At 36.5% G+C, this 25,910-nt stretch carries 20 protein-coding genes; 4 read left to right on the forward strand and 16 right to left on the reverse strand.

The genetic code is table 11. From position 1 onward, the window contains the following. Nucleotides 1-237: 237 nt before the first annotated feature. The 12 genes from J2S06_RS11565 to J2S06_RS11620 form a co-directional block, all read right to left on the reverse strand. Complete coding sequence (locus tag J2S06_RS11565; protein ID WP_419152391.1) at nucleotides 238-2,196, reverse strand: beta-propeller fold lactonase family protein; 1,959 nt, start codon at nucleotides 2,194-2,196, stop codon at nucleotides 238-240. A gap of 6 nt (nucleotides 2,197-2,202) precedes the next feature. Beyond that, on the reverse strand, nucleotides 2,203-4,290 hold the full coding sequence (locus J2S06_RS11570; RefSeq protein WP_419152392.1) for a hypothetical protein: 2,088 nt from the start codon (nucleotides 4,288-4,290) through the stop codon (nucleotides 2,203-2,205). Nucleotides 4,291-5,065: 775 nt separating this feature from the next. After that, entirely contained in the window at nucleotides 5,066-6,061 is a 996-nt protein-coding gene (locus J2S06_RS11575; RefSeq protein WP_419152393.1) for a glutaminase, read from the reverse strand. Between the two features lie 22 nt (nucleotides 6,062-6,083). Further along, entirely contained in the window at nucleotides 6,084-7,244 is a 1,161-nt protein-coding gene (locus J2S06_RS11580; protein WP_419152394.1) for a M20 metallopeptidase family protein, read from the reverse strand. A gap of 10 nt (nucleotides 7,245-7,254) precedes the next feature. Then, nucleotides 7,255-9,366: a helix-turn-helix domain-containing protein gene (locus tag J2S06_RS11585; protein ID WP_419152395.1), complete on the reverse strand. Its 2,112-nt coding sequence runs from the start codon at nucleotides 9,364-9,366 to the stop codon at nucleotides 7,255-7,257. A gap of 44 nt (nucleotides 9,367-9,410) precedes the next feature. Next, on the reverse strand, nucleotides 9,411-10,562 hold the full coding sequence (locus J2S06_RS11590; RefSeq protein ID WP_419152431.1) for an amidohydrolase: 1,152 nt from the start codon (nucleotides 10,560-10,562) through the stop codon (nucleotides 9,411-9,413). Between the two features lie 16 nt (nucleotides 10,563-10,578). Further along, nucleotides 10,579-11,265: a DUF1028 domain-containing protein gene (locus J2S06_RS11595; protein ID WP_419152396.1), complete on the reverse strand. Its 687-nt coding sequence runs from the start codon at nucleotides 11,263-11,265 to the stop codon at nucleotides 10,579-10,581. Between the two features lie 20 nt (nucleotides 11,266-11,285). Continuing rightward, a complete protein-coding gene (locus tag J2S06_RS11600) occupies nucleotides 11,286-12,248 on the reverse strand; it encodes an ABC transporter ATP-binding protein (RefSeq protein ID WP_419152397.1) in 963 nt (320 codons plus the stop codon). A gap of 2 nt (nucleotides 12,249-12,250) precedes the next feature. Beyond that, a complete protein-coding gene (locus J2S06_RS11605; protein ID WP_044748528.1) occupies nucleotides 12,251-13,219 on the reverse strand; it encodes an ABC transporter ATP-binding protein in 969 nt (322 codons plus the stop codon). A gap of 17 nt (nucleotides 13,220-13,236) precedes the next feature. Next, complete coding sequence (locus tag J2S06_RS11610) at nucleotides 13,237-14,076, reverse strand: ABC transporter permease (protein WP_419152398.1); 840 nt, start codon at nucleotides 14,074-14,076, stop codon at nucleotides 13,237-13,239. Nucleotides 14,077-14,089: 13 nt separating this feature from the next. Then, nucleotides 14,090-15,031: an ABC transporter permease gene (locus J2S06_RS11615; protein WP_419152399.1), complete on the reverse strand. Its 942-nt coding sequence runs from the start codon at nucleotides 15,029-15,031 to the stop codon at nucleotides 14,090-14,092. 182 nt (nucleotides 15,032-15,213) lie between these two features. Further along, the gene (locus J2S06_RS11620) at nucleotides 15,214-16,761 is read right to left on the reverse strand and encodes an ABC transporter substrate-binding protein (RefSeq protein ID WP_419152400.1); all 1,548 of its coding nucleotides are present in this window, start codon (nucleotides 16,759-16,761) and stop codon (nucleotides 15,214-15,216) included. A gap of 460 nt (nucleotides 16,762-17,221) precedes the next feature. On the opposite strand from J2S06_RS11620, the gene J2S06_RS11625 reads away from it, so the two are divergent. After that, the gene (locus J2S06_RS11625) at nucleotides 17,222-18,103 is read left to right on the forward strand and encodes a dihydrodipicolinate synthase family protein (RefSeq protein WP_044748532.1); all 882 of its coding nucleotides are present in this window, start codon (nucleotides 17,222-17,224) and stop codon (nucleotides 18,101-18,103) included. 134 nt (nucleotides 18,104-18,237) lie between these two features. Further along, complete coding sequence (locus J2S06_RS11630; protein ID WP_419152432.1) at nucleotides 18,238-19,674, forward strand: aldehyde dehydrogenase family protein; 1,437 nt, start codon at nucleotides 18,238-18,240, stop codon at nucleotides 19,672-19,674. Between the two features lie 114 nt (nucleotides 19,675-19,788). On the opposite strand, the gene J2S06_RS11635 is transcribed toward J2S06_RS11630, so the two are convergent. The 4 genes from J2S06_RS11635 to J2S06_RS11650 form a co-directional block, all read right to left on the reverse strand. Next, nucleotides 19,789-20,991: an NAD(P)/FAD-dependent oxidoreductase gene (locus J2S06_RS11635; RefSeq protein WP_419152401.1), complete on the reverse strand. Its 1,203-nt coding sequence runs from the start codon at nucleotides 20,989-20,991 to the stop codon at nucleotides 19,789-19,791. Beyond that, nucleotides 20,988-21,332, reverse strand: coding sequence for a (2Fe-2S)-binding protein (locus tag J2S06_RS11640; RefSeq protein WP_044748534.1), 345 nt, complete (start codon nucleotides 21,330-21,332; stop codon nucleotides 20,988-20,990). Before J2S06_RS11640 ends, J2S06_RS11635 begins: the two co-directional genes overlap by 4 nt. Further along, nucleotides 21,329-21,604, reverse strand: coding sequence for a (2Fe-2S)-binding protein (locus J2S06_RS11645; RefSeq protein WP_044748535.1), 276 nt, complete (start codon nucleotides 21,602-21,604; stop codon nucleotides 21,329-21,331). The genes J2S06_RS11640 and J2S06_RS11645 overlap by 4 nt, the downstream gene beginning before the upstream one ends. Before the next feature lie 88 nt (nucleotides 21,605-21,692). Then, a complete protein-coding gene (locus tag J2S06_RS11650; RefSeq protein ID WP_419152433.1) occupies nucleotides 21,693-23,324 on the reverse strand; it encodes a sigma-54 interaction domain-containing protein in 1,632 nt (543 codons plus the stop codon). Nucleotides 23,325-23,555: 231 nt separating this feature from the next. Here J2S06_RS11650 and J2S06_RS11655 point away from each other — a divergent pair, with 231 nt between their 5' ends. Next, a complete protein-coding gene (locus J2S06_RS11655) occupies nucleotides 23,556-24,746 on the forward strand; it encodes an NAD(P)/FAD-dependent oxidoreductase (protein WP_419152402.1) in 1,191 nt (396 codons plus the stop codon). Continuing rightward, entirely contained in the window at nucleotides 24,743-25,768 is a 1,026-nt protein-coding gene (locus J2S06_RS11660) for a proline racemase family protein (RefSeq protein ID WP_419152403.1), read from the forward strand. The genes J2S06_RS11655 and J2S06_RS11660 overlap by 4 nt, the downstream gene beginning before the upstream one ends. The last annotated feature ends 142 nt before the right edge of the window (nucleotides 25,769-25,910 follow it).

Raw genomic sequence — 25,910 nt, forward strand, 5'->3', positions numbered from 1 at the left:
CATAAATAATCACCAACTTAAATAAAATTCAGGTCTATTATAACCTAAATTTAATGTTGGTGTTATTTATTCCGTCTAAGTTTTTTTTACATTATCTTTGTTTTTATTTTTCTCTATCCAATCGCATAAAAATACAGTTCTAAACTATACTTAAACGATAGCGCAATTAAAAAATGAAACCCGACACTAACTCAATCAGTGCCGGGTTTCCATATTTAATCATTTAACTTTCTTCTATTATTGTATTGATCTCACATATTCTGCGATTTTAGTTATTTCCTCTTTAGTTAACCTTGGACTTCCTTCATATTGATGTCTCTCAATTGCTTCTTCAATTGTTTTTGCACTGCCGTCGTGGAAGTATGGAGCTGTTGCCCATACACCTCTTAAAGTTGGTGTATCAAACTGATTTACATTACGTGGATTCGTATACTTTGCTCTGGCATCTCCATCTGATGCTTGATCTAATGGATTTGTTGTACCAATATCATGCAAAAAGTTCGTATTATCAGTTGTTAAATTTCCATTTTCATCAACAGCTTTTACACTATCCGTAAACATGGATCCGCCATGACACACTAGACAGTTCCCTTTTCCTTCAAAAAGCTCTTTTCCTTCTAAAGCCGTTTTCGTCAATTTACCATTTTTTTGACGATATGGGCTAGGAGGCGGCGGGAATGAGTTCGGATTTTGAAGAAATGCAAACATAGCATCATACATATATTGGACGTCCTCTGGCAGTGGCTCTTCTGGATTTAAGCTTGTCATTCCGCCCATTTCCCCTTGGACTGTCAATATATAATCTGTAAAGTCGTCACGGCTTCCATCCCACATAAATAATCCCGTTTCCGTTGTCACAACATTACTAGGAACATTTCGCGGTCCTTTCGGTGTCTTTAATGTTAAGCCATTTAGTTCTCCATCACTATGACAAGATGCACAGCTCATCCAGTTGTTTCCTGTTATATCAATCGCAAATTCATCACTATTTGCACTATAAAATAGAGTCTTTCCAAATCGTTCAAGTGGTGTCAGCGGATCCTCACTTATTAATGAGATGTTTTCACCTTTTTGTTTCGCTCTCGCATAGGATGAATTTCCGCCTGTATCAATCACGGCTAAATCATGACTCATAGCATTATGAACATAAAGTGTTTTTCCATCTGGTGAAATGACAATACCTCTTGGATTATCTCCATTAATTCTCCGCATAATTTGTGTTGCATTTCCACCGCGATTTAAGTCAAAAATAACTAAATCTTCACTTCCAGACATAACACAAAATACTTTTGATCCATCTGGTGAAAAAACGAGATCATATGGATTCGAAACAATAATCGTTTCATTTTTCGTATCCGTTACATTGATTTCTTCAAATAATTCCTTGCGTTCTTCTACTAATTCCTCATCTGTCCTTAAATCAATAACTGAAATAGCCGGAAAAACCGTTTCTTCAAAATGAATCGGTGTATCGATATTTGTTAAAAGATGCGGAACCCATGCTGTTTTCCCATCAGGTGAAATGACAAACTGTTCAAGCGTATTCGCAATCCCTTGGCTCTTCTTTGGATCCGATTGATCTGGTGAATCATGCAGTTCAATCACTTTTTCCACTTTTTCTGATTTCGTATCAATGACACTAATATTTGCATTTAAATAGTGCGGAACATAAAGCTTCGATCCATCTGCCGTAATGGCAATGGTTCTAGGACGATCATCTACTTCAATTTCTTTTTCGGTTTCACCATTTTCGGTATTTATGATCGATATCGTGCTAGACCGATAGTTCGCCACATATAACCATTTCCCATCTTGACTTGTCACTAATCCGTATGGTCCAAGACCTGTTTCAAAAGAGTCCACGACCTTTTGCTTGTTTATCGAAATAACATCAACACGGTTATCAGTCATACAAGAAACGTAGAGAACGTTTTCATCTGGACTTAATGTTAGCTGCCTTGGCTCTTTTCCGACTTCTATTTCTGCTTCAACAGCATTTGTTTTGACATCATAAATGGTCACCGTATGAACATCAATGTTCGCAATATAAATTTTACTCCCCTCTTCATTCATCACGATGTTATTACTATTCACAGCTTTGTTGCGAATAACGTTTTCTTCAACAATAGTAAGTTGACGACAACTAGACAGCGCCCCTATGATCAGGAGCGCTGCAATGAACCATAATTTTTTCATACGTGATCACGACTCTTTCTTAAAAGTAATCTCAACAGGGACTAATATCGGTGCAATTCCATTTTCTCCATGTCCAGCTTGAATTTGTGGAACATTATCATGGTCTGTATTTCCGGATTCATCATCTTTTTTGTAGAAGTCACCTGTATCCCAGAACTCACTTACTTGCATTCCTTCTGTTAATGAAGGACCATCAATAACCGTATCGTAGAAGGAAACATATTTTTCAATGATATTTTCTTTTTCTAAAGCTGCTGATTGGTTTTCATCTGTTTCCACGTTACTTAAATTTGTTAAAGCAATTCGGAACACAGCTGATAAGGCACCGGCAGTGAATGGATTATATTTCATTTCGCCTTCTTTTGTTTCAAATACGTTTCCATCATCATTAAATAGTTCCTTGTTCATCGCTTCATAAATGGACCGTGCTTCATCACGATATTTTTCATCTTTTGTTGCTAAATAAGCTGCTGTTAATCCGCGAATCGCACCTAGCTGCGCTTCAAGTGTTACTTCTTTGTCTTGGCCCTCACCGATTGTATAGCCATTTGCGACTAATCCTGAATCAAGCTTTAATTGATTGATAATAAAGTCTGCTTGTTTTTGAATCAAATGAAGTGCTTTTTGTCCTTCATCTGTTTGAAGCCCTTGTGCATCTTCACCACTAGCATATCCGACTGGAAGACCGTCAATTGCACGTTGGAAAATTCGCAGTGCTTCCATTGTGTAGCCAGCATCAAATGTACTCACGTATTTCCCTTGATTTTTTCCATCGTGCTCTGTTACAAATGTTCCTTCTTGTTCGTTAAAATGCATGGCTTCCATGTTTTTAAAGATATGCATGATCACATCGCGGTTGACTGAGTATGGATCTTTCGAAAGAATATCGTTGTTCGCATCTGAATCAACATTCTCTGCTGGTGCTTTTGGGTATGGGTCCCCATCAAATAGTGCTCGGAAAGATGGAGCAACATTTTTATTTTCTGGACGTTGGTCTGTCATACCAAAAAATTCAGCAGAAGGCCAAAGCATTAACCATTGGTCGCGAAGAACACTTTTCGAATCTTTAACGGTTAATGCTTGAGCATCTGGTGCTCCATGATTCTCTATTTCTTTTACCTCAATTTCATGAGGCAAATAAATATATCCATTTTCCGGTTTATAAGCTGAACCGATGCCCGCACTGACTAATTTTCCTTCAGCTGCACTATAAAATAAATGGTCGCGAATATAGTTTACTTTATTCCAAATTTCTTCAGTTAAGATCGCTCCTTGAAACCCATCTGCTGAGCTTACGCCAAGCGCAATATTTGGATCTTGGTCATCCTGTGGTGTTTCTCCTTCTAATTCTTCATCACCATCAACCGTATGGAAACCACCCATAAAATCACCAGCCCATAATGCTTGTTTTAAAAATACACTTCCGTATGCTGCTGGATTTAAAATTTTATCCATTGCCTCTCGGTCCCATCGTAATGAAGAAAAGTCGACCTGATATTGGGGCACATATGTCCCATCATCATTTGCTGCATATTCTTCTGTGTTGACTTTTGTTATGTAATGCGGATCTCCACTTGCATATTCAATAAAAGTTGGAAACATATTTTGAAAGATTTGTTCTTTCGGGTAACCGACTGCTTCAGCTAATTGATAAAAGCGATTTCCTAAATATTCTGCTGCTGATGTACCATTTGCTGAGGCCTTTACGATTGGACCGTTTATTAAATGAAGACCTAAGCCCGATTTCTCTACAACTTCGTACATAGCTTCTTCTGAATATTCATAAGACTCAATACCAGCTGTGTAGTCGAATTTTGTTGGTTGGTCAACCTTTATAGGATCTAACACATCCAAATCTAATCCAAGTGACTCAACGAGCGGTTCCCCAGATAGTTCAAATTCAGAATAAGCAAACATATTGCCAGCCGTATCAAATGTATAATCGGTAACTGCAACCTCAACAGGTGATTGAGACTTCGTTTCAGTATCTTTCGAATCTTCGTTAGAAGCGTTATTGGCAACCTTAGAACAACCTGCTGCTATAATAAGAGAAGATGAAAGCAATAAGGACGTTATAGCCTTCCACGATTTCATAATAAACCCCCAAAATTTAATAATGATAATCGTTTTCATTGATAACGATTATCATTATACTATATAATAAAAAATTTACAATACTTATTGACCATTTTTTATAAAATATGAGCAATCTCTCATAAATTGGTCATGGGATGCCTTGTCAATGAAAGTACCACTATTAAGACTTATCCGCAAATATCTACAAGCTGGTGTGATGATAAACGTAGTGATTGTCATGACTCATTCACCTACCCGTTTCGACTCCACATAAATGTCCTTCATAGAGGCGATGAAGTCCAAAAAGAAACAATTGTAGATGATGAATGTCCGTCATGAGGCTTTTGAAGGACATAATGAAGATAGAAAGCATAAGAAAAGTCCTTCATAGGACTCCTGAAGGACATAAATAAGATAGGAAACAAGAGAAATGACCATCATATTGTTAATGAAGGACAAGATAAGAACAATACAGTCTAACTAAAGGGTATATACTCTTTTTTTCATTTATTACACATAATAAGTCCATTGACGAACTCCTACTTGATTAAAATTATTGTTTAGTATTCTTCTAAAACTCTCCTGAATCCGTGACAAAAAATTACATAACTGCACCCAAAAACCTTTTTATAATAGTTTAAGCATCCTTTTGGATCAATAAAATTTCTTCACCATGTAGGTGCACAATGACAATGGTAAAATTTATTTTTCGGGTTCTCCATAATAACTTGATGGTATATATTAGTAGTAAAACCCATAAAGTGAAATTTTGAAAAGCAAATTTTTTGCAATTCTAACAACTAAAAATACTTAATTCCCATTCTTGAGATATTTTCTTCAACAACATCACACCAGCCAAACTATTTCCAATGTCATCAATAGCAGGTCCATAAATTCCTATTCCACACCCTTGGTTAAGAGGAGTCTTACTCATTAGACTTTTCGGTGGTACAGTCGCCATTATCCCACCAGAAACTCCACTTTTTGCTGGCATCCCTATAAATGCAGCAAATTTCCCAGATCCATTATACATTCCACATGTGAGCATCAATGCTTTGGTTACTCTTGCTATTTTTTTATCAAATATTTGCTTTTGAGTAATTGGATTAAACCCATCAAGGGAAAGAATTAACCCAATTAACGCCAAATCGACTGTGTTCATTTCGATAGCGCATTGCTTTAAATAAACTTCTAATGCAATTTCTACATCACTATACAGATAGCCTATTTCTTTTAAATAATAGGCTAACGCTCGATTACGATAAGCAGTCTCCCATTCAGATTCAAAGACTTCTTGATTAATTGTTGGTCTTTTGCCAATTAATTTTTCAACAAATTGTATCAGTAGTTCTAATTTTTCACTCGAACTATTCCCTGGAATCATGGACGAAACCGTAATAGCTCCTGGATTAATCATCGGGTTAAATGGCTTTTTAGGTTTATGTAATTCTAAATGAATAATGGAGTTAAACGCATCTCCAGTTGGCTCAACATCGACTCGATCTAATACTGTTGAAATTCCTAAGTGACTACAAACAAGGATAAAATTAATCACTTTAGAAATACTTTGAATTGTAAAATATTTCTCCCATTCTCCTGCTGTCAATTTTATTCCTGTAGAATCTAATAAACAAACACCTAAATCGAAAGGATTAGAATCCATTAATGCAGGTATATATGTAGCACATCGTCCATCCTTTGCAAAAGGTTTACACTCTGTTACCCAACTTTGAAGAGTGTAAGACAAATTCTTTTCTTTTTCATTAACAGCTAGCAAATTAACATCCATGGAACATACTCTCCTATCCGATCTAAAATACATACTGATACGCCATTTGGCAAAACCACTCAGTCGCTAATTTTAATGCTCGTTCATCAATTTCAAACTTCGGATGATGGTGTGGATAAACTATTTTTCTCGTGTCACCAGCACCAATAAAACAAAAGGCACCAGGTACTTTTTCGAGATAGTAAGCAAAATCTTCTCCTGCCATATTGGGAGGCATAATACCGATAGCATCCTTACCGAATACGTTTTCAGCAGCTTGCAAAGCTAGTTGAGCTTCTTTTTCATGATTAACAACAGCGGGATATCCACGTTCATATAAAACATCGATTTGTGCCCCATATAATTGACCGATGTTTAACGCAGTATGTTCTAGTTGTTGTTGAAGGAAATCTCGTACTTCTGGCGAAAAGCTTCTCACTGTACCTTCTAACTCAGCTTTATCCGCTATCACATTAAACGCAGTTCCTGAATGGAGTTTACCAAAAGAAATGACCCCAGATTCAATTGGATCGATATATCGGCTAATCACATGTTGAGTAGCCATCACAACATGGGAAGCTATTAAAATCGGGTCAATTGTTTTATGAGGCATTGCTCCATGACCTCCTTTTCCATGGATGATGATTTTAAATTTATCAGATGCGGCCATCATTGGTCCAAAAGTCGTATAAAATGTTCCAATGGCATACTCTGACCATAGATGCACTCCATATATAGCATCGACTCCTCTAAGGACCCCTTCTTCAATCAATCCTTTTGCACCACCAGGGGTGACTTCTTCAGCAGGTTGAAAGATAAAACGAATTGTCCCTTTTATTTTATCCTTCATACTTGATAAAATTTTAATCGCTCCCATTAACGAAGCCATATGACCATCATGACCACATGCATGCATTACTCCTGAATGTTTGGAAGCGTAAGGTAAATCCGTTTCTTCTTGAATAGGTACTGCGTCCATGTCTGCACGAAACGCAATTTTTCGACCTTTTTCAGCACCTACTAAATCTCCAATAATACCAAATCCATTTTTTTGTTTATATACTTTTAATCCGCATTCCTTCATGAATGCAGCAATCACTTTAGACGTTCTACTTTCTTGGAATGATAGTTCTGGATGTTGATGAAAATCTCTTCTCCATGAAATAATTTTATCTTCTATTTCTTCAATTGCAGATTTAAACATACGTCTCTTACTACTCCTTCCTGTTCTCTAAAAAAAGATAAATTTGACAAGCTAATCTCACATTAAACCAGTTTTCACTTTGATCGAATGAGTATCCTAATATTTTCTTAATTTTATTTAATCTATAATACAATGTATTGTAATGAATATTTAAATCTTTCGTTATTTTCCCTATATCTTTTTCATGGTGGACATAGGCTAATAAAGTAGAAAGAAGTCCTTTATTTTTTTTATGCTCATATTCTATTAAAGGACCTAAATACTCCTCCATGAAACTTTGGAGTTCCTCACGGTCATGCTGAAGAAAAAAACGAATAACGCCTAAATGACCAAAGTAAAGGACCGACTGTTGGAGTTTATACATTTTAAATAATTCCATACATTGTTGAGCATCTGTAAAAGACTTCTTGATCCGGTTCAATCCTTTTTGTATTCTCCCAATTCCAATCTTTAATTTACCCCACTGTTTAGAGACATCTATAAACTTACGAAGCAAATTGGTTCGGCGATTAATTGGAAAGTGTTCAGGAAAACTAATGATTACAACTTCATTTTTCCCTTTATGTACATTTAAGCCGTTTAAACCATGCTGTTCTAACCAATTATAAAATTTAGGCTTCCATAAATGATGATTCTCTTTTTGTTTTTCTTCATTTTCTATAAGAGTTACAAAATAATAGTCTTCTTGGTTAAATCCTAAAATGTGGGCCTGCTCGATTAATTGATTGTTAATTTCCCGACCCAAAATTTCTTCTACAAATTGACCTTTTAAGTGTTCTAGACTTTCTCTAACAGCTTCCTTCTTTATCCAGTCAAGAGCTAACATCGTTGCACTATATTCAAAGATAAGTTTTCCTATATCAATAAATTCTTCTTGACTAATCCAAGCACAAAGGTACCCTAATAACCTTTCTGCTCCAATAACAGGAATGACTATCATAGTTTCATTGTCATCTAAATCAACACGTTGCCATTTCCTTGTTTTATTTACTAGTTTCATCGAAGGATGCATTAGGAATTGGTCGGGAAAGGAAAAATCAGCCATTTTTGGATAACCAGATAGCGGAACAAGCAATTTATCATAGACCGCTACTTTCACACCGACCGAACGATAAAGCGTTGCTAATATTTCCTCCATTCCGTAACCTTTTGCAGCAATATTAGTAAGTTGATTATGAAAATCAACAGTTCTTTGCAAGCTTTCATGTTCTTTACTTAAAGCTTGATGAATCATGGAAAGCTCTTTGTTTTGTCTGTGAACTTGATGAAATAATTTAGAATGCTGGATGACAACCGCTGATAAGTCAGCAAAGGCTTGTAGCAATTGCAAATGATCTTTAGAAAAGGATGCTTTTTGTAAAAAGTTATCAATCGTCAACACTCCAATGCATTGATTCTGATAATTGAGTGGAACAGACATAACGCTCACTGGATAAGAAGAATAAATCGTTGAATCAAGATAATATTTTCGGTTCATTGGTGACATATTTTCCATTGCTGATTGAATATTTTCACTTCCTGAAATACATGCGGGCTTTTTTGTCAAAAAAACTCTTCCAGAAATACCTTCACCAGGAGCTAAACGTGTAAACATATAGCTTTCTTTTCTAAATCCGACTGCTGCTTGAACCGTTAACTTCTTTATTTTCTCATCGTACAAAAATAAAAAGCCAGTGTCCGCTACAGGAATAGTTTGAATAGCTGTTTCTAAAATTAAGTCTAAAATCTTTTCATCTTGAATAGAGGATACGATTGTATGGGCGACACGAATTAATGATTGAAAAGATTGTTCTTGTATTTTTTGTTCTGATAGTGGAACTAACAGTTTTAACCATAGCTTGATATGAGGAATGGACCTTTTAAACTCTTCGACATCAATCACTTCTTTTCCGTAAAAGGCAATACCCCACTGTTCATAGATGAAGATACAAAATCCTTCTTTTTGTGTGAATTCTGTTCCTTTTTCAAAACAAACTTGTAATTGTTGGGACAAAAGTGGAGGTTGAGGAATCTCGGTCCATTCAGCAAGCAAAAATGTTTCTCCGTCACGGTATTGCCAAATCGATACACCACGCTGTTTCCATAAATAAGAAAGTTCTTTCAATTCATCATTGATTTTCATCTTATTTAATAAACCGCCTTTTATAAATTATCGATTTCTAATGTTTAAGAAGATTGATATATAATATGTCCATCGACCATTGTCATGTTAACATTAGCAAAACTTTTTAACGGATGGTTGGACCAAATGACAATATCGGCGTCTTTTCCTGTTTCGATGGATCCGATTCGATGAGATAACCCTATGTGTTGTGCAGCGTTCATTGTTAACGCCTTCCAAGCTTTATCTTCCGCTAATCCTGCTTGCACAGCTAATGCAGCAGAGGTAATAAGATGTTGAATAGGTAAAACAGGATGATCGGTTATGATGGAAAAAGGAATATCATATTCCGCAAAAACACTATAAGTTTTCCAATCTATATTTCTCAGTTCTACTTTACTTCGACTAGATAATGTTGGTCCAATAGCCGCTCGTAATTGAGATTGCGCAATATGTTCGGCTACTTTATGACCTTCTGTTGCATGTTCAATAGTTAATTCAATGTCAAATTCTTTGGCAATACGGATTGCTGTCATGATATCATCTGCTCGGTGGACATGAGCACGTACTGGTATTTCTTTCTTCAGTGCTAATACTAAAGCTTCTAAACGGAGGTTTCGATCAATATTATTATTTTCTATATTTTTCATATAATTTTGTGCTTCTACAAAGTGTTCTCGTAGCAATGCAACAATGCCCATGCGGGTTTGAGGTGCTCTAGCTTGCTTTCCGTGAAATTTTTTAGGATTCTCACCAAATGCGATTTTTAATCCTGAAGGATTGCGAATGACCATTTCTTCAACAATTTTTCCTGGCTTTACTTTTAAGCAACACATAAGACCACCGATGACGTTGGCACTCCCAGGTAAAACTTGTACTGTAGTTACTCCAGCTTTAGCTGCATCGATAAATCCCTGATCGAATGGATTAATTCCATCAATTGCTCTCAAATGGGGGGTTACAGGTTCGGACGATTCATTATAGTCGTCACCTTCCCAACCGATGCCTTCCTCATCAATACCTATATGAGTGTGAACATCAATTAAACCAGGTGTAATCCATCCACCTTGTGCGTCAATCCGTTTAACATGGTCAGGGACCGAAATTTCTCCTGCTAATCCAACTGCTATAATTTTTCCTTGATCAATTAGAATTGTCCCATTTTTTAAAAAATTCCCTTCCACTGTTAGAACTTTTCCATTTATTATCGCAATCATCACTTACTATACTCCCTTATTTTTCTATTGTTTCATCACCTAAACGAATGCCTTTTTGGACTGAATCTACCCACTCATAATATCGATCAATTAATACACCTTTATTACGATAATATATATTTGTCAGCTCCTTAACCGGATCAGGATGATCATCAACACGGAAATCAACATAAGGAAACCCTTTGATCGCTTCTACTTTAATAACAGCTGCTTTCTTACCTCGTCGATCACCCCCAGCTTCTTCACCTTTTAGCAGAGAGGTTAATAATCTTTCTGCCAAATTTCCTTCCGTTTCTAAAAAAGCAGTTTCCATTGATGGTAAAACGTGTTGATTTGCTAAAATATTTCCTAATACACAGTATTGATCACCGATTATATGCCCTTTTATATCGTCGTTTTCACTACCAGTATAGACAGAACAGTTTCCGTAACGATCCATTACAGCAACTTGTCGGAGTTCTCGTCCAGGGTCTTGAAACAATAATTCATTCATAACTTCATGGGAAGTGGCTCCTTCCCGTAACAATTGAATGCCCTTTAATCCTAGTGAAGGATTTACCCATCCTTGCGTTTGGATGATACCAGCATCTGCTTCTATATAGGGCGAATGGGCACCTAAACCAGGGAAATTCGAAGCTACAGCTGCTCCAAACATGCCTGTTTCTTTACATTTCGCTAGTATTGAAAATGTGTTCAATTTCATTTTCTTAGTCGTCTCCTTCTCTAAATTGCATGGCAGGCAACGTAATGCCCATTCCCTACATCTTTAAGTTCTGGTTCTTTTATTTGACATTCTTTACTCGCTAACGGACAACGAGTATGGAACTTACATCCTTTTGGAGGATTCAAAGGGCTTGGTAATTCCCCATACAACTGGATCCTTTCCTTTTTCACAAAAGGATCTGCTACTGGAATAGCAGAAAATAAAGCTTTCGTATATGGATGTAAAGGATTTCCATACAATTCATCGCTGTCACTTAACTCTACAATTTGCCCAAGATACATCACGCCTACCCGTTTACTAATGTACTGCACAACACTTAAATCATGTGCAATAAATAAATACGTCAAACCATACTCTTTTTGTAAATCAACTAGTAAATTTAAAATTTGTGCTTGAATGGAAACATCTAGTGCTGCCACTGGTTCATCCGCAACAATAAATTTCGGTTCGACAGCTAAAGCTCTTGCAATACCAATTCGCTGTCTTTGACCACCAGAAAATTCATGAGGGTAACGATCCATATATGATGATGGAATACCAACAATATCTAGTAATTCTTTTATTTTCTCCTTACGTTTCCCTATATATAAACCATGTGTTCTCATCGGTTCCTCCATAATTTGATAAACCGTCATGCGTGGATTTAAAGAAGCATATGGATCTTGAAACACCATTTGAAAGTTTTTTCGTTGTTCTTTTAACCATTTTCCTTTAAGCGCTGTTAAATCAATGCCTTCAAAGAAAATTTTCCCCTCTGTCGGTTTTATTAACCTCATAAGCATTCGTCCCATTGTTGACTTTCCGCATCCAGATTCCCCAACAATGCCAAGAGTTTCCCCTTTATTAATTTGGAATGACACACCATCAACTGCTTTGATGACTTTTTTTTCTTTAGATATAAAGCCTGATGAACTTTCGAAATATTTTTTTAAATTTTCCACCTTAATCAATTCTTGAGTCATCTTTACATCTCCTCCTCTAACCAACATGCCACCTTATGATGTTCGTTAATGTTATTTAGCATTGGCTGTTCACTACATTTCTCATGTGCGTGAGGGCAACGGGGAGCAAACATACAACCTTTTGGAACATCATGAAGGTTCGGAGGTTGCCCTTCAATTGGTGTTAATCGTTCTCTTATACCTGGTTTAGGCAAGGAAGCAAGCAAACCTCTTGTATATGGATGTTTAGGTGATGCAAAAAGTTCCTTTATAGGTGCTTGTTCAACAATACGCCCAGCATACATGACAGCAACAGAATCACATAATTCTGCAACTATCCCTAAATCATGTGTGATCATTATAATAGCCGTACCCATTTGATTCCTTAAATCATTCATCAAATCTAATATTTGTGCTTGGATCGTCACATCCAATGCTGTTGTTGGTTCATCGGCAATTAATAAGTCTGGATTAGAGGCTAATGCCATCGCAATAACGCTACGTTGCCTCATTCCTCCGCTAAATTGATGTGGGTAATCGTTGGCACGCTCTTCAGAAGAAGGAATACCTACTCTATGAAGCATATCAATAGCAATAGACCATGAAGATTTTTTATCTTTCTTTTCATGAATTTGTGGAACTTCTGCAATTTGGCTTCCAACCCGATAAGCGGGATTTAAAGATGTCATTGGATCTTGAAAGATCATAGAAATACGGTTCCCACGCAAACGTCGCATTTCTTCTTCTGATTTTTCTAAAAGGTTTTCTCCACGAAAAAAAATTTTACCTTCAATCCTTTCATTATTCTTTTGACCAATCAGTCTCATAATTGCTTGTGATGTAACACTTTTGCCACTACCTGATTCACCAACAATAGCAAGAATTTCTCCTTTTTTTACTTCGAAATTGACTCCGTCAACTGCTTTAACAATACCTTTTCGTGTATGGAAGTGACACTTCAAATCTTTTACTTTTAACACGACATCATTCATCGGTTCCTCCACCTTTCCTACATCACTTCATCTTTCAAATGTGGATCTAACGCATCTCGCATTCCGTCCCCCATAACATTTAAGCTTAAAACAGCGAGAGTAATAGCTAACCCAGGAAAAACAGCAATCCACCAAGCTGTCTCCATAAAGTCTTTTCCTTCATTTAACATAATTCCCCATGAAGGTGTGTCAGGCTCGACTCCTAATCCTAAGAAGCTAAGTGCTGCTTCAGTCAAAATCGCAAGAGCAAATGACAATGTTGCTTGTACAATAATGGGAGCCATGACATTTGGGAGAATATGGCGCAACACTATTTGCAAATTACTAACCCCAATGGAACGGGCAGCTTCTACGTATAGCGAATTTTTAATAGAAAGAACTGATCCACGCGTAAGACGTGCGAAAATTGGAGTGTAAACAATTCCAATTGCAATCATGACATTGGTTAAGCTTGTTCCTAATACCGCCATTAGAGCTAACGCAAGCAAAATATCTGGAAAGGAAAAAAGTACGTCTGTAGTTCGTGACACGAGAGAATCGACCCATTTTCCGTAATACGCTGCAACAACTCCCATTGTCACACCTAATATTAATGAGATCCCAACGGAAATAGTTCCAACTTTCAAGGAAATTTGCGTACCGTAAATAATTCGGCTGAATATATCCCTACCAAATTGATCAGTCCCGAATATATGTTCCGAATTTGGAGCACTTAACATTTGATCTGGATGCATTTCTAATGGTCCATACGGAGCAATTAAAGGAGCAAGTAAAGCTAATATGGCATAAACAACCATTATGATTAAACCTGAAAAGGCTAATTTATTTTTATAAAAACGATACCAAAACTCTTTCAATTAAAATTCCTCCTTAATAACGAATTTTTGGGTCTAAGAAGGCATATATTATATCCACAAATAAATTAATGATAACAAAAGCGCTCGCAATAAAAAGAATCGTTCCTTGTAGCAACGCATAATCGCGATTTGTAATCGCTTGAAGGGCTAATAATCCTATTCCTGGGAGCGAGAAAATTTGCTCAATTACAACAGTTCCCCCCATAAGATAACCAGCTTGAATTCCAATGACTGTCACCACAGGGATTAACGCATTTTTTAAAGCATGTTTCCAAACTAATAAGCTATTTGGAACACCTTTCGCTCTAGCCATTTTAATATACTCTTGTCCGATGACTTCCAACATTGTTGAACGAGTCATCCTCATTATGACTGCTCCAACAGATGTTCCCATCGCAATGACTGGCATAACCATGCATTGGAGATTAGCAATTGGATCTTCAAAAAAACTTACGAATCCTCCAGATGGAAGCCGTCCCATCTTTAAAGAAAGCAACAAAATCATAATTGTCGCTAACCAAAATCGAGGAATTGAGATACCAATCAAACCAAAAAAACTAGCAAAATAATCAATTAACGTATTTCTACGTATAGCGGCAATGCTACCTAATGGAATTGCTATGATAATAGCAAAAAGTAAACTAAGGATTGTTAACTCAATGGTAACGGGTAATCTCTCCATAATAGCACTTATTACAGGCTGACTTGTAAAAGTAGATTCGCCAAAATCACCTTGTAACACATTCGATATCCAAATAAAATATTGTACCATTAGCGGTTTATCTAAACCGTACTTACTACGCAATACTTCAGCTTGTTCTTCATTATAATTAGCACCTAACATTGCTGTAACGGTATCACCGGGAACAAGTCGAACTAAGAAAAAGGCAATGATAGATATCCCGAATAAAACAGGGATCGCAATAAATATTCTCTTTAAAATAAATTTTACCATTTTCTCTTCTCCCTTCGTTTTTCCCTCAGTTTTTTCACTTCTAACGTTTACTTGTTGAGTCATCCAATGAGAAAAAAACTTTCAGCAACACTACTAATCTAAAAAAAGATGGTTCATTGATTGAGGGTGTCTCCAAAGGATATACAAACCCTTATGAGCCACCCCCATTTTACCTTTATTTATTAACGATCTAACCAAGTATCACGAAGAGAAATAGTTGTTACAGTAGGATTTACATCGAAATCTTTTACGCTATCAACAAATGCAGATGTTTGTTTATTAACATATAGAAACACCATTGGGGCATCTTCTGCAATTAGCTTTTGTGCATCTGCGTAAATTTTTTTACGTTCTTCTTGGTCAATTGTTACTCGACCTTTCTCAAGTAATTCATCTACTTTCGGATTAGAGTAATTTTGTTGATTCCAAATTTCGCCAGTATGGAAGATGTTATATAAATATTCATCAGGATCAACAAATCCAACCCAACCTACTACTGTCATTTCAAAGTCTTTCTTTCCTAATGCATCGAAGAAAATACTAGGTTCTTGTGTTAATACTTCTACTTCGATACCAATTTCTTTTAGTTGTTGCTTAATAATTTGAGCAGCATTAACTTGATCTTGTTTAGGACTAACTTTTAGAGTGACTTTAAAGCCTTTCTCATATCCTGCTTCTTTCATTAATTGTTTAGCTTTTTCTAAATCACGTTTCGGATAAATATTTGAATTATCATGAGCCCAATGTCCTTCAGGGATTGGTCCTCCAGTTAACACTTTTGCTTGTCCGAATTTTACTAATTTATTAAGAGATTCACGATCGATAGCCCAAGCGATTGCTTGGCGAACTTTTTTATTAGCTAGAGGACCTTTAGAAGTATTAAGACCTAAATATTCCCAGAATGTACCCGTAACTGATTTCACTACAAAACCATTGTTATTTTCAAGCTTTTTAATATCTTGAGGCTCTACTTGCAACATAATATCAATTTCTTTATTGCGAAGAGCTGTTGTTCTAGCTGTATTATCGGCAATGGGCTTCCAAATTACTTTATCTAAATAAGGCTTCCCTTTTACAAAATAATCAGGAAATTTCTCTAAAATTAAGTGTTGATCTTTTTTCCATTCTACTAATTGGAACGGTCCACTGCCTGCGTCTGCTTTATCTAAACTACCGTTATTTTGTTCAACAACATTTTTATTTACAATTGCATTCATAGGATATGCTAAAAACGTTAAAAACGGTGCTACTGGTTGTTTTAATGTAATAACAACTGTGTGATCATCTGGTGTCTCAATTTTTTCTACAAATTCAAATTGTGGGGCTCGAACCTCATTTGCTATAATTCTTTCAATGGAGTACTTTACATCTTTTGAAGTTAAAGGATCGCCGTTATGGAACTTTACACCTTCATGAAGCTTGAACGTATATACCTTTCCATCCTCAGATATAGAATATTCTTTTGCTAAATCTCCTTCTAATTCACCGTAAGTGCCACTTTTGTAGCGCAACAATGTACTGTACATATTTTCTATGTAGCGCATAGATGCGGCTGTTGTCGCTTTATGAGGATCAAGTGTATTGGCGTCTGTTGCATCACTAATAACAAGTTCCCCTCCCGCTTTCGGCTCGATACTCGTTTCTTCCACAGTACTCTTTTGATTTTTACCAGAACAACCGGTTACAACCATTAAAAATATTACTAAGCAAATCAAAAAAACTTTTCTCATTTTATTTACCCCCTCGATATTGAATTTTCATAATTTTAAATCTTTTATATCATTTTAAACATTGACTATTCTTTTTCATAGAGGAGCCCTCACGAAATTAGTTAATATTTTTTGTGATACATAACAAAGAATAATATTTGTAAATGTTTGTAATTATAAGAATGTTTTGATATAGGTTTACATATATGGGTATTTTGTAAAATTAGATCTTTAAAAGAAAATCAAATAAATTGGCTCTTTCAGCTATCAATCAAATCAACTTAAACCCTTCAGATAAAAAACATCTAATATCATTTATATTTAGGTGTCTTTTTTAAATTTTTTATACACTGTAAATTTTTTTATACATAATGATTTGTTATATGTATAAAAAAATTTACATAATTATCAAGAAAACTGTTGGTACGGATTTTGCATTATAAAGTTATGAATAGAAATTAAACAGAAAGGGGAATTGTAAATGGCAAAGTTTGAGGGAGTTTATGTTGCGCTTGTCACTCCATTTACAGCAAATTTTGAAGTCGATTACAAAAGGTTGTATGAACTATGCGATTGGCTTATTCAAGAAGGAGTACAAGGACTAGTTCCTACAGGATCACTCGGTGAATATGCTACTTTTACTCCTGAGGAGAGAGCAAAGGTTGTCGAAACTGTCATTGAAGCTTCTCGAGGGCGTGTGCCGGTCGTTGTTGGTGCAGCTGCCCCATCTACACAACAAGTAATAAAATGGGTTGAACATGCAAAAGACTCTGGTGCCGAAGGTGTAATGGTACTTCCGCCTATTAACTACAAACCTTTGAGAAACGAGATTATCTCCCATTATGAAGCCATTAATAAAGTAGGTATACCTATTGTTGCTTATAATAACCCTAGGGATTATCCAACGGATTTAACTCCTGATTTGCTTGAAGAGATTGCAAAATTTGAAAATGTTGTTGCCGTAAAAGAATTCTCTGGTGATATCCGCCGCATGCATGATATTCTAGATAGAACAGATTTAGAAGTCATGGTCGGCGTTGATGATTTATCATTAGAAGGTCCGGTGGTAGGAGCAACAGGATGGATTTCCGGTGTTCCTAACGCATTACCTAAAGAAGGAGTTAGATTATTCAATTTAGCCAAAGATAAAAAAATAGACGAAGCATTGAAACTTTACCGTCGTCTCCTTCCTTTATTTCATTACGATGCTAGCCCTCAATTGGTTCAATACATTAAGTATATGATGGAATTAGCTGGACAACCTGTTGGTCCTGCACGTCCACCTAGACTGCCATTACCTCAAGAAGAATATGAAAAGGTAAGAAAGGACTTCGAGAGGGCAATGGAAAAAGTTCAATATTAATTGTTGTAATAGAAAGGGTAAGGAGTCTTCCTTATCCTTTAAGTTTCTAAAAAAATTAAAATCATTTGAATTAATAACTGAAATACTGATAAAAACATCGATTGGGAGGTCAGATTATGAACACAAAATCGCTAATTGAATCTAAAAATTTTATAGGTGGAGAATGGGTATCGATTGAAGAAAACGAAACCATTGTCTATAACCCTTCCAACCTCCAAGAAGAAGTTGGCATCCTTTACTATTCTTCCGACAAACATGTATTTGAAGCGGAAAGGGCAGCAAAAGAAGGATTCAAAATATGGTCGAACATGACAGGAATTGAACGGGGCAACTACCTGTATAAGATGGCAGAAGCATTGGAAAATCATCTTGAGGAATTAGCCGTGCTTGCAAGTAGGGAAATGGGAAAACCGATTGGTGAGATGCGAGGTGAAGTAGTACGGGGAATCAACTTATTGCGTTATTACGCCGCGGAAGGCACGCGCTCAAATGGAGATGTCATTCCTTCAAGTGATAAAAATGTGCTACAATATTCCAAACGCGTTCCATTAGGAATAGTAGGAATTATTACACCATGGAATTTTCCAGTGGCCATTCCTATTTGGAAAATTGCTCCCGCTCTTATTTGCGGGAATTCAGTTATATGGAAACCAGCAGAAAACGCAGCGCTGTCTGCAACGAAGTTAATGGAAATATTCCAACAAGCAGGACTCCCGAACGGAGTTTTAAATCTTATCATTGGAAAAGGCCGAGAAGTGGGGAATACCCTTCTCGAAAGTGCGAATATCAATGCTGTTAGTTTTACGGGCTCATCGAATGTCGGCAAGCAAGTCGCTTCCATTTGCGGCAAACGAAATATTAAGTATCAAACTGAAATGGGGGGCAAAAATGCAGCTATTATCCTTCGTGATGCTGATATCGAAAAAACGATTCCTATGATATTAAGTGGTGCTTTCCGTTCAGCTGGTCAAAAATGTACAGCAACCAGCCGCATCATTGTTGAAGAAGACATTTACTCCACTTTTATGAAATCATTTAGTGAAGAAGTCTCTTTATTAAAAGCTAAAAATCCACTCCTTTCAGATTCATATCTTGGCCCTGTTGCATCTATAGACCAATATGAAACTGTCTCTTCTTACGTAAAAATAGCTAATGATGAAGCGGAAATTATTGCACAGGGAACTATTGAAAGCAATAATGATGGTTATTTTATTAGACCGCTGGTGGTAGGTGGAATAAATACACAACATAAGTTAGTTCAGGAGGAAATATTTGGTCCATTAACAACTGTACTAGTTGCTAAAGACTATGATGAAGCAATTCAGTTATGTAACGAAACCGTTTATGGATTAAGCGCTTCTATTTTTACCACTGATTTATCAAAAGCTCATCGTTTCCTAGAAGAAGCGGAAGTTGGAATGGTGAGAGTCAACCAGGAAACAGCTGGTGTGGAGTATCAGGCGCCATTTGGTGGGATGAAGCAATCAAGCTCTCATTCAAGGGAACAAGGGCAATCAGCGCTTGATTTTTACTCTCAAATTAAGACTTGTGCCATTAAATATCATTTTTAAGCATATTTTCTATAAAAATCACCCAGTGATTGCATACATCACTGGGTGATTTTTAATTACTAAAAAATGGATGGTCTCATAGAATTTATCATGTGATACCATCCATTCTCCTAACTAAATATATTGATACGTACCATACAGTTTTTCTCTATTTTCTTTGACATTTGGATAAAACTGAATAATTGCCTTTTCACGAATGTATTTTACGTTTTTAATTGCTTGTTGTAATTTCTGCTTTACGGTTTCTGTCGATATTCCCGCGTTATCCGCTATTGAATAACCAGCTACAAATCCCTGTGCTATTGCGACTTTAGCTCCTTCAATTCCAGTAATATTTCCTGCAACATATAGACCTTTTAAAGGTGTTTCCATTCGTTCATTATGTTGTGGGATATGCCCGCCCAGTTCAGGAATATAGCGAAATGGACACCCAGCCACTGCAGCTAATTCTGCAAGTGGATATAGTCCTCCAGATATGCAAACAAAATCAACTGGTATTATTTTTTCAGTTCCATTAATAGGCTCTCCATCTACTGTGATATCCGCTATTTTTACCCCTTCTACTTGTTTCTCACCTATTATTTCAATAGCTGCCTTCCGCAAATGAAAAGGTATTCCCCATACACTTATGCCTTTTTTCGGGAAAAAACGAAGTGCTAACTTACGTAATGATTCATTTATCATTAATCGACTTCCTAATCTTAATATAGAGGATGGAGCTAAGTGGGATGCTCTTAATAAACTTTTCATCACTTCCATTGGATCAGCGGCCGTCTTTGATATCTCATTTTTCGGAGGTAATATCATACACTCAATATTAAGTCCGGCAAGCTTTAGTTCATGCATGATCGCAAAGGAAAGAATATTAGCCCCAATGATAACTCCCTTTTTTCCAACTTTTACACGATGAACATTAGTCATTACCTGTGCAGCCCCTACTGACATCACTCCAGGCAAAGTCCATCCTGACATTGGTATTGGATATTCGGCTGCACCTGTTGCTAATAAAACATATGGGGTTTGCATAATTCCATCGTTTGTGTAAACACTCCACCCATGTTCATATTTATCCAAGTGATAAACTGATATTCCACATTTAATTTCTACTCCTAGATTATCTGCTCGAGCAACTAATTTATCAGTTTCTTTAATACCGTTCCACCATGTTCCATCGTTTTCCTTATAAAGTTGCCCTAATAATCTTCCTCCCGGTTTTATAAATTCATCAATTAATGTTACCTTAAGACCACATTCTCTTGCAGCAATTGACGCAGCTAATCCTGCTGGTCCAGCTCCAATAATGACTAATTCGCTCATATGTTATTTTCCCCTTTAAACAAATCTTTAATTGGTGTTGGTTGTCTTTTTCCGTTATGAATATCCATATTTTCTTCCACTAAAGTAATGCAGGCTCTTACATTATTACAACCATTTACAGTTACTCTGCATTCAAAACAATGCCCAATATTGCAATAAATTCCTCTTGCTGTGCCACTTTCTTCATGAAAACGCAATATGCGAATATTATTGGCCAAAAGCGCTGCTGCAATAGTTTCTCCTTCATACGCCTCATAATATTGACCATTAAAATGAAATGGTATCTTTTTGCGATTTTTTATTTCACCTAAAACTGGATGGTTAATAATACGATTATTCATTTTAGATCACCTAACAATCCGAATGTAACAGGTCTTACGGGAGCTTGATATTTAAGTGGGGTGTTGAGAGTCATAGTATTTTTTTCGTCATAATCAGCAGCAATCATATCAATAAGATATCGACACGTTCTCCCACCGCAAAATCCCATACCAGCACGAGTTCTTAATTTCAGTTCCCTTGATGAACATTTGTATTTTATAGATGTTTCAACTATATTTTGGTAAGAGACTTCTTCGCATCGACATACAATAAAATCTGTTGAGGTCTTCATGTGTTTCCCTCCTCATTCAATGAATAGTAGATAGTATAGATTCTGTAATTATAACTTGCAAAAAACATGCCAATAGGTACGCAGAAAATTACATTTTAATACCGAGTTTCTTCATTCGATTGTATAACGTTGCTCGTGTAACACCTAATCTCTTCGCACACGCTTGTTTATTTCCATTTTCTATTCGAAGCACTCTCTCAATAATTTTTTTTTCGCACATCTCTAATTCTTCTTTAAGTGATAAGATTTTATCAACGTCAGCGTTAGTCTCTTCAAACTGATTATAAATGTTCACACTGTGGTTATCGACTTGATGAACAAAAGGCAAATCCTCTATTTTTATAATTCCATCTGCAGCAAGCACTACCAAACGTTCAATAACATTTCGAAGTTCACGTACATTCCCAGGCCAACTATAGTTAAATAATTCATTCATTACTTCTTGAGAAATACCATGAATTGGTCTGTTATATCTTATAGAAAATTCATACAAAAAGTAATGAGTCAGTTCGATTAGATCTTCTTTTCTTTCCCTTAAAGGAGGGATATTAATGCTTATGACGTTTAAGCGATAAAACAAATCTTCTCTAAATTTCCCTTCTTTCACCATATCCTCTAAATTTCTATTCGTCGCAGCAATTACTCTGAAATCTGCGTCGATTTCCTTTGTCCCTCCTATTCTATAAAATTTCTTTTCCTGCAACACTCGCAATAACTTAACTTGCATTTCCATTGGCATTTCACCGATTTCATCCAAAAATAATGTTCCACCTCTCGCCAATTCTATTTTTCCTTTTTTCCCTCTTTGGTCTGCCCCCGAAAACGCTCCCCTTTCATAGCCAAATAACTCACTTTCAAACAAAGACGCTGGAATTGCCCCACAATTTATAGGTATAAATGGAGCGTTGGGTGTCTCACGTGCATCATGAATGGCTTTAGCAAATAATTCTTTTCCAACCCCGCTCTCCCCTAATATCAAAACGGTTGACTTAGCTGAACTAACCTTTCGGGCCATTTCAATCGTTTTCCTAATCGCTCTGCTTCTCCCTTTTATCGTGCTAAACGGATCGTTCGAAGGTCTTAATCTCGCCACCTCCTGCTCTAATCGATGAACCTCGGTGGACATATTAAACAATTCTTGGTTTAGGCGTACTTGACTTGTAATGTCTGTTTCAGACACCACTGCACCGATGATCTTTCCATCGAGGTAAACGGGGTTAGAATTAATTAACACAAACAAATCAGGTCTTGGCTGATGACGATGCCTATGAAGTTTTCGCCCATGCTTTAACGTTTTTAAAATTTCCAGCATATCCGGTTCAAAGAAGCTTGTAACAGGTTTGCCGATGATATCGTCTCTCGGGATAGAAAAAATTTTTTCTGCTCCTTCTGTCCAAGCACATACCGTTTCATCTTTATCAATCACCGTGCAGGATGCATCCATTGTTTCTAATACAGTATCGAAAAAAGCGCGCAAGCACCTAAAAGAGTTGAATAAACAGTCGCTCACAATCCCAGAGTCAATAAATCCAATAGGGCTTCCTGCATGGTCTTTTACCAATAAACAACGATATTTTTTTACATATTTCACTACTTCTTCTATGGGTGTGTCACAATCCACCATCATACTTTTTGACAGCTTTAGCGGATCAAAACCGATGATATAAAAGACATCTTGATCTATAAGAAAAGCCGCATCAGCATCAGCAGCACTGATCATTTCTTTTTTAGATTTAAAAACAACAAAGTCCCGGTTAACAATTTCTTCTAAACTAGGAAGCTTATAATTCACACCCATCCCCCTATATGATGTCTAATATTTTTTACATATTATAAAATTTTATACACAATTATATTATATATGTAAAAATATTTTGTCAATTATAAATAAGTTGCAACCGTTTTCTGTTGGCATAGTTTTTGCTCTTTATAATGGGTGAAAGGAGGGAGGATGTTGAAAAAAACATTTGAAATAATCATCGTAGGAGGAGGAATTATTGGCAGTGCTATTGCTTATTACGTATCAAAATCGGGGCTAAGTGTAGCCGTATTAGAAAAAAACGAATTAGCAAGTGGGACATCATCCAGATGTGACGGAAACATACTAGCGATTGATAAAGATCCAGGATTCGATAGCCAAATGTCTTTAGCTAGCCAGAAATTAGTAGACGAATTAAGTAAAGAATTAGAGTACCACTTTGAATATCGAGCACCCGGCAGTATTTTAGTGTGTGAAACTGAAGAAGAAATGATGGCCGCAGAAAAATGGGTGGCACGGCAAAAAGAAGCGGGACTTCCTTTTCGAATGCTAGATCAAAGCGATATTAAGCAAGAATCCCCTTTTTTTGCTGATGACTTATTAGGAGGATTAGAATGTAAAACCGATTCAACTGTTAATCCTTACATGTTTTCATTCGCACTAGCAGAAGGAGCAAAAAAAAGAGGAGTTGAAGTTTACACCCATACTGAAGTTCAGTTAATCAAAAAATTAACTACGGGAGACTTTGAAATCGAAACAACAAACGGATTATTTATAGCCAAAAAAGTCGTAAATGCCGCTGGGGTATGGGCTTCCAAAATCGGAAAGATGCTTGGCATTTCCATTCCCATTCAACCAAGAAAAGGCCATATTATTGTTGCATCGAGGCAACAGCCTGTTGGTCTTAGAAAAGTTATGGAATTTGGTTACCTAATGTCGAAGTTTGGTGGCAAACGAAAAGTAGATCCTTTAACTGAAAAGTATGGCGTAGCTTTAGTATTTGAACCAACAGAAAGTCAAAATTTTTTGATTGGAAGCAGTAGAGAATTCGTGGGATTTAATACAACCGTGAATATTGATGTTATCAAATGCGTGGCACGTCGTGCAATTCGGTTTTATCCTAAAATGGCTGATATGTTAGTCATTAGAACTTATGCGGGTCTACGCCCATGGACAGAAGATCATCTACCTATTATCTCTCACGTTGATGAAGTCCCTGGATTTTATATTGCTGCTGGTCACGAAGGTGATGGAATTAGTTTAGCTGCTATCACAGGGAAACTAATCGACGAATTAATCAGGGAAGAATCACACACATCAGTTCCCATCGAACCATTAAGATACGATCGCTTTAAAACGAAAGAAGGAGTTGCTCGTTCATGAAATTTCAAAAAATCTTTCATACGATTGATACTCATACCGGAGGAAACCCTACAAGAACAGTTATTAACGGACTTCCGAAGTTAGAAGGAAAAACGATGTCTGAGAAAATGCTTCACATGAAAGAGGAATATGATTGGATTCGAAAATTCCTTATGTTTGAACCAAGAGGTCATGATGTGATGTCAGGTGCTTTACTTATAGAGCCTTGTCATCCTGAAGCAGATGTAGGTGTCATCTATATCGAAACCGGCGGCTATTTACCAATGTGCGGACACGATACGATTGGTTTTTGTACAGCACTAGTTGAAGCAGGGCTAGTACCGGTTCAAGAACCTTATACGGATTTGAAATTAGATACACCAGCTGGTTTAGTAAAAGTGAAAATCAAAGTAGAAAATGGTCAGGCAAAAGAAGTGACATTTCGTAATATCCCTTCATTTTTATTAAAGAGTATACGTGTTAATGTTGAAAATATCGGAGAAGTATATTGCGATATTGCCTACGGTGGGAACTTTTACGGTATTATCGATGCAAGAACAATCGGGTTAGAACTTGTACCAGAAAATGCCGCAAAAATCATCGATACTGCTGTTAAAATTCGCGATACAATCAATCAAACAACCGATGTTATTCATCCCGAACACTCTTTTATTAAGGGATTGACTCATATTGAGTTCTATACAGATCCTACTAATGAACAAGCACATTGCAAAAATACAGTTGTGGTACCACCAGGAGGAATTGACCGTTCACCTTGTGGCACAGGCACCTCGGCAAAACTTGCCGCCTTGTACGCACGCAATGAAATAAAAATTAATGAACTCTTTGTTCATGAAAGTATTATTGGAAGCCTTTTCAAATCGAAGATAGTCGATGTCACAAAAATAAAAGAATTTGATGCGGTTATACCAGAAATTACTGGGTCCGCATGGGTGACAGGTATGCACCAGTTCATCTATGACAAAAATGACCCGTTAAAAGGAGGGTTTCTTCTTATACCTCCAATGACAGGAATTCATTAATTCCTTTGTAAAAGACGATCATTTTCATGTTCCGTTGGAGCCAAAGCTTGTTCATCGGTATTTTCCGTAGATTCTTTTATAGAATCTACTCCTTATATTTATTTACTGAATTTTCATAATATTAATTTAAATCTAAATATAA

This window comes from Bacillus alveayuensis (assembly GCA_030812955.1).
In the GTDB taxonomy this organism is placed as follows: domain Bacteria; phylum Bacillota; class Bacilli; order Bacillales; family Aeribacillaceae; genus Bacillus_CB; species Bacillus_CB alveayuensis.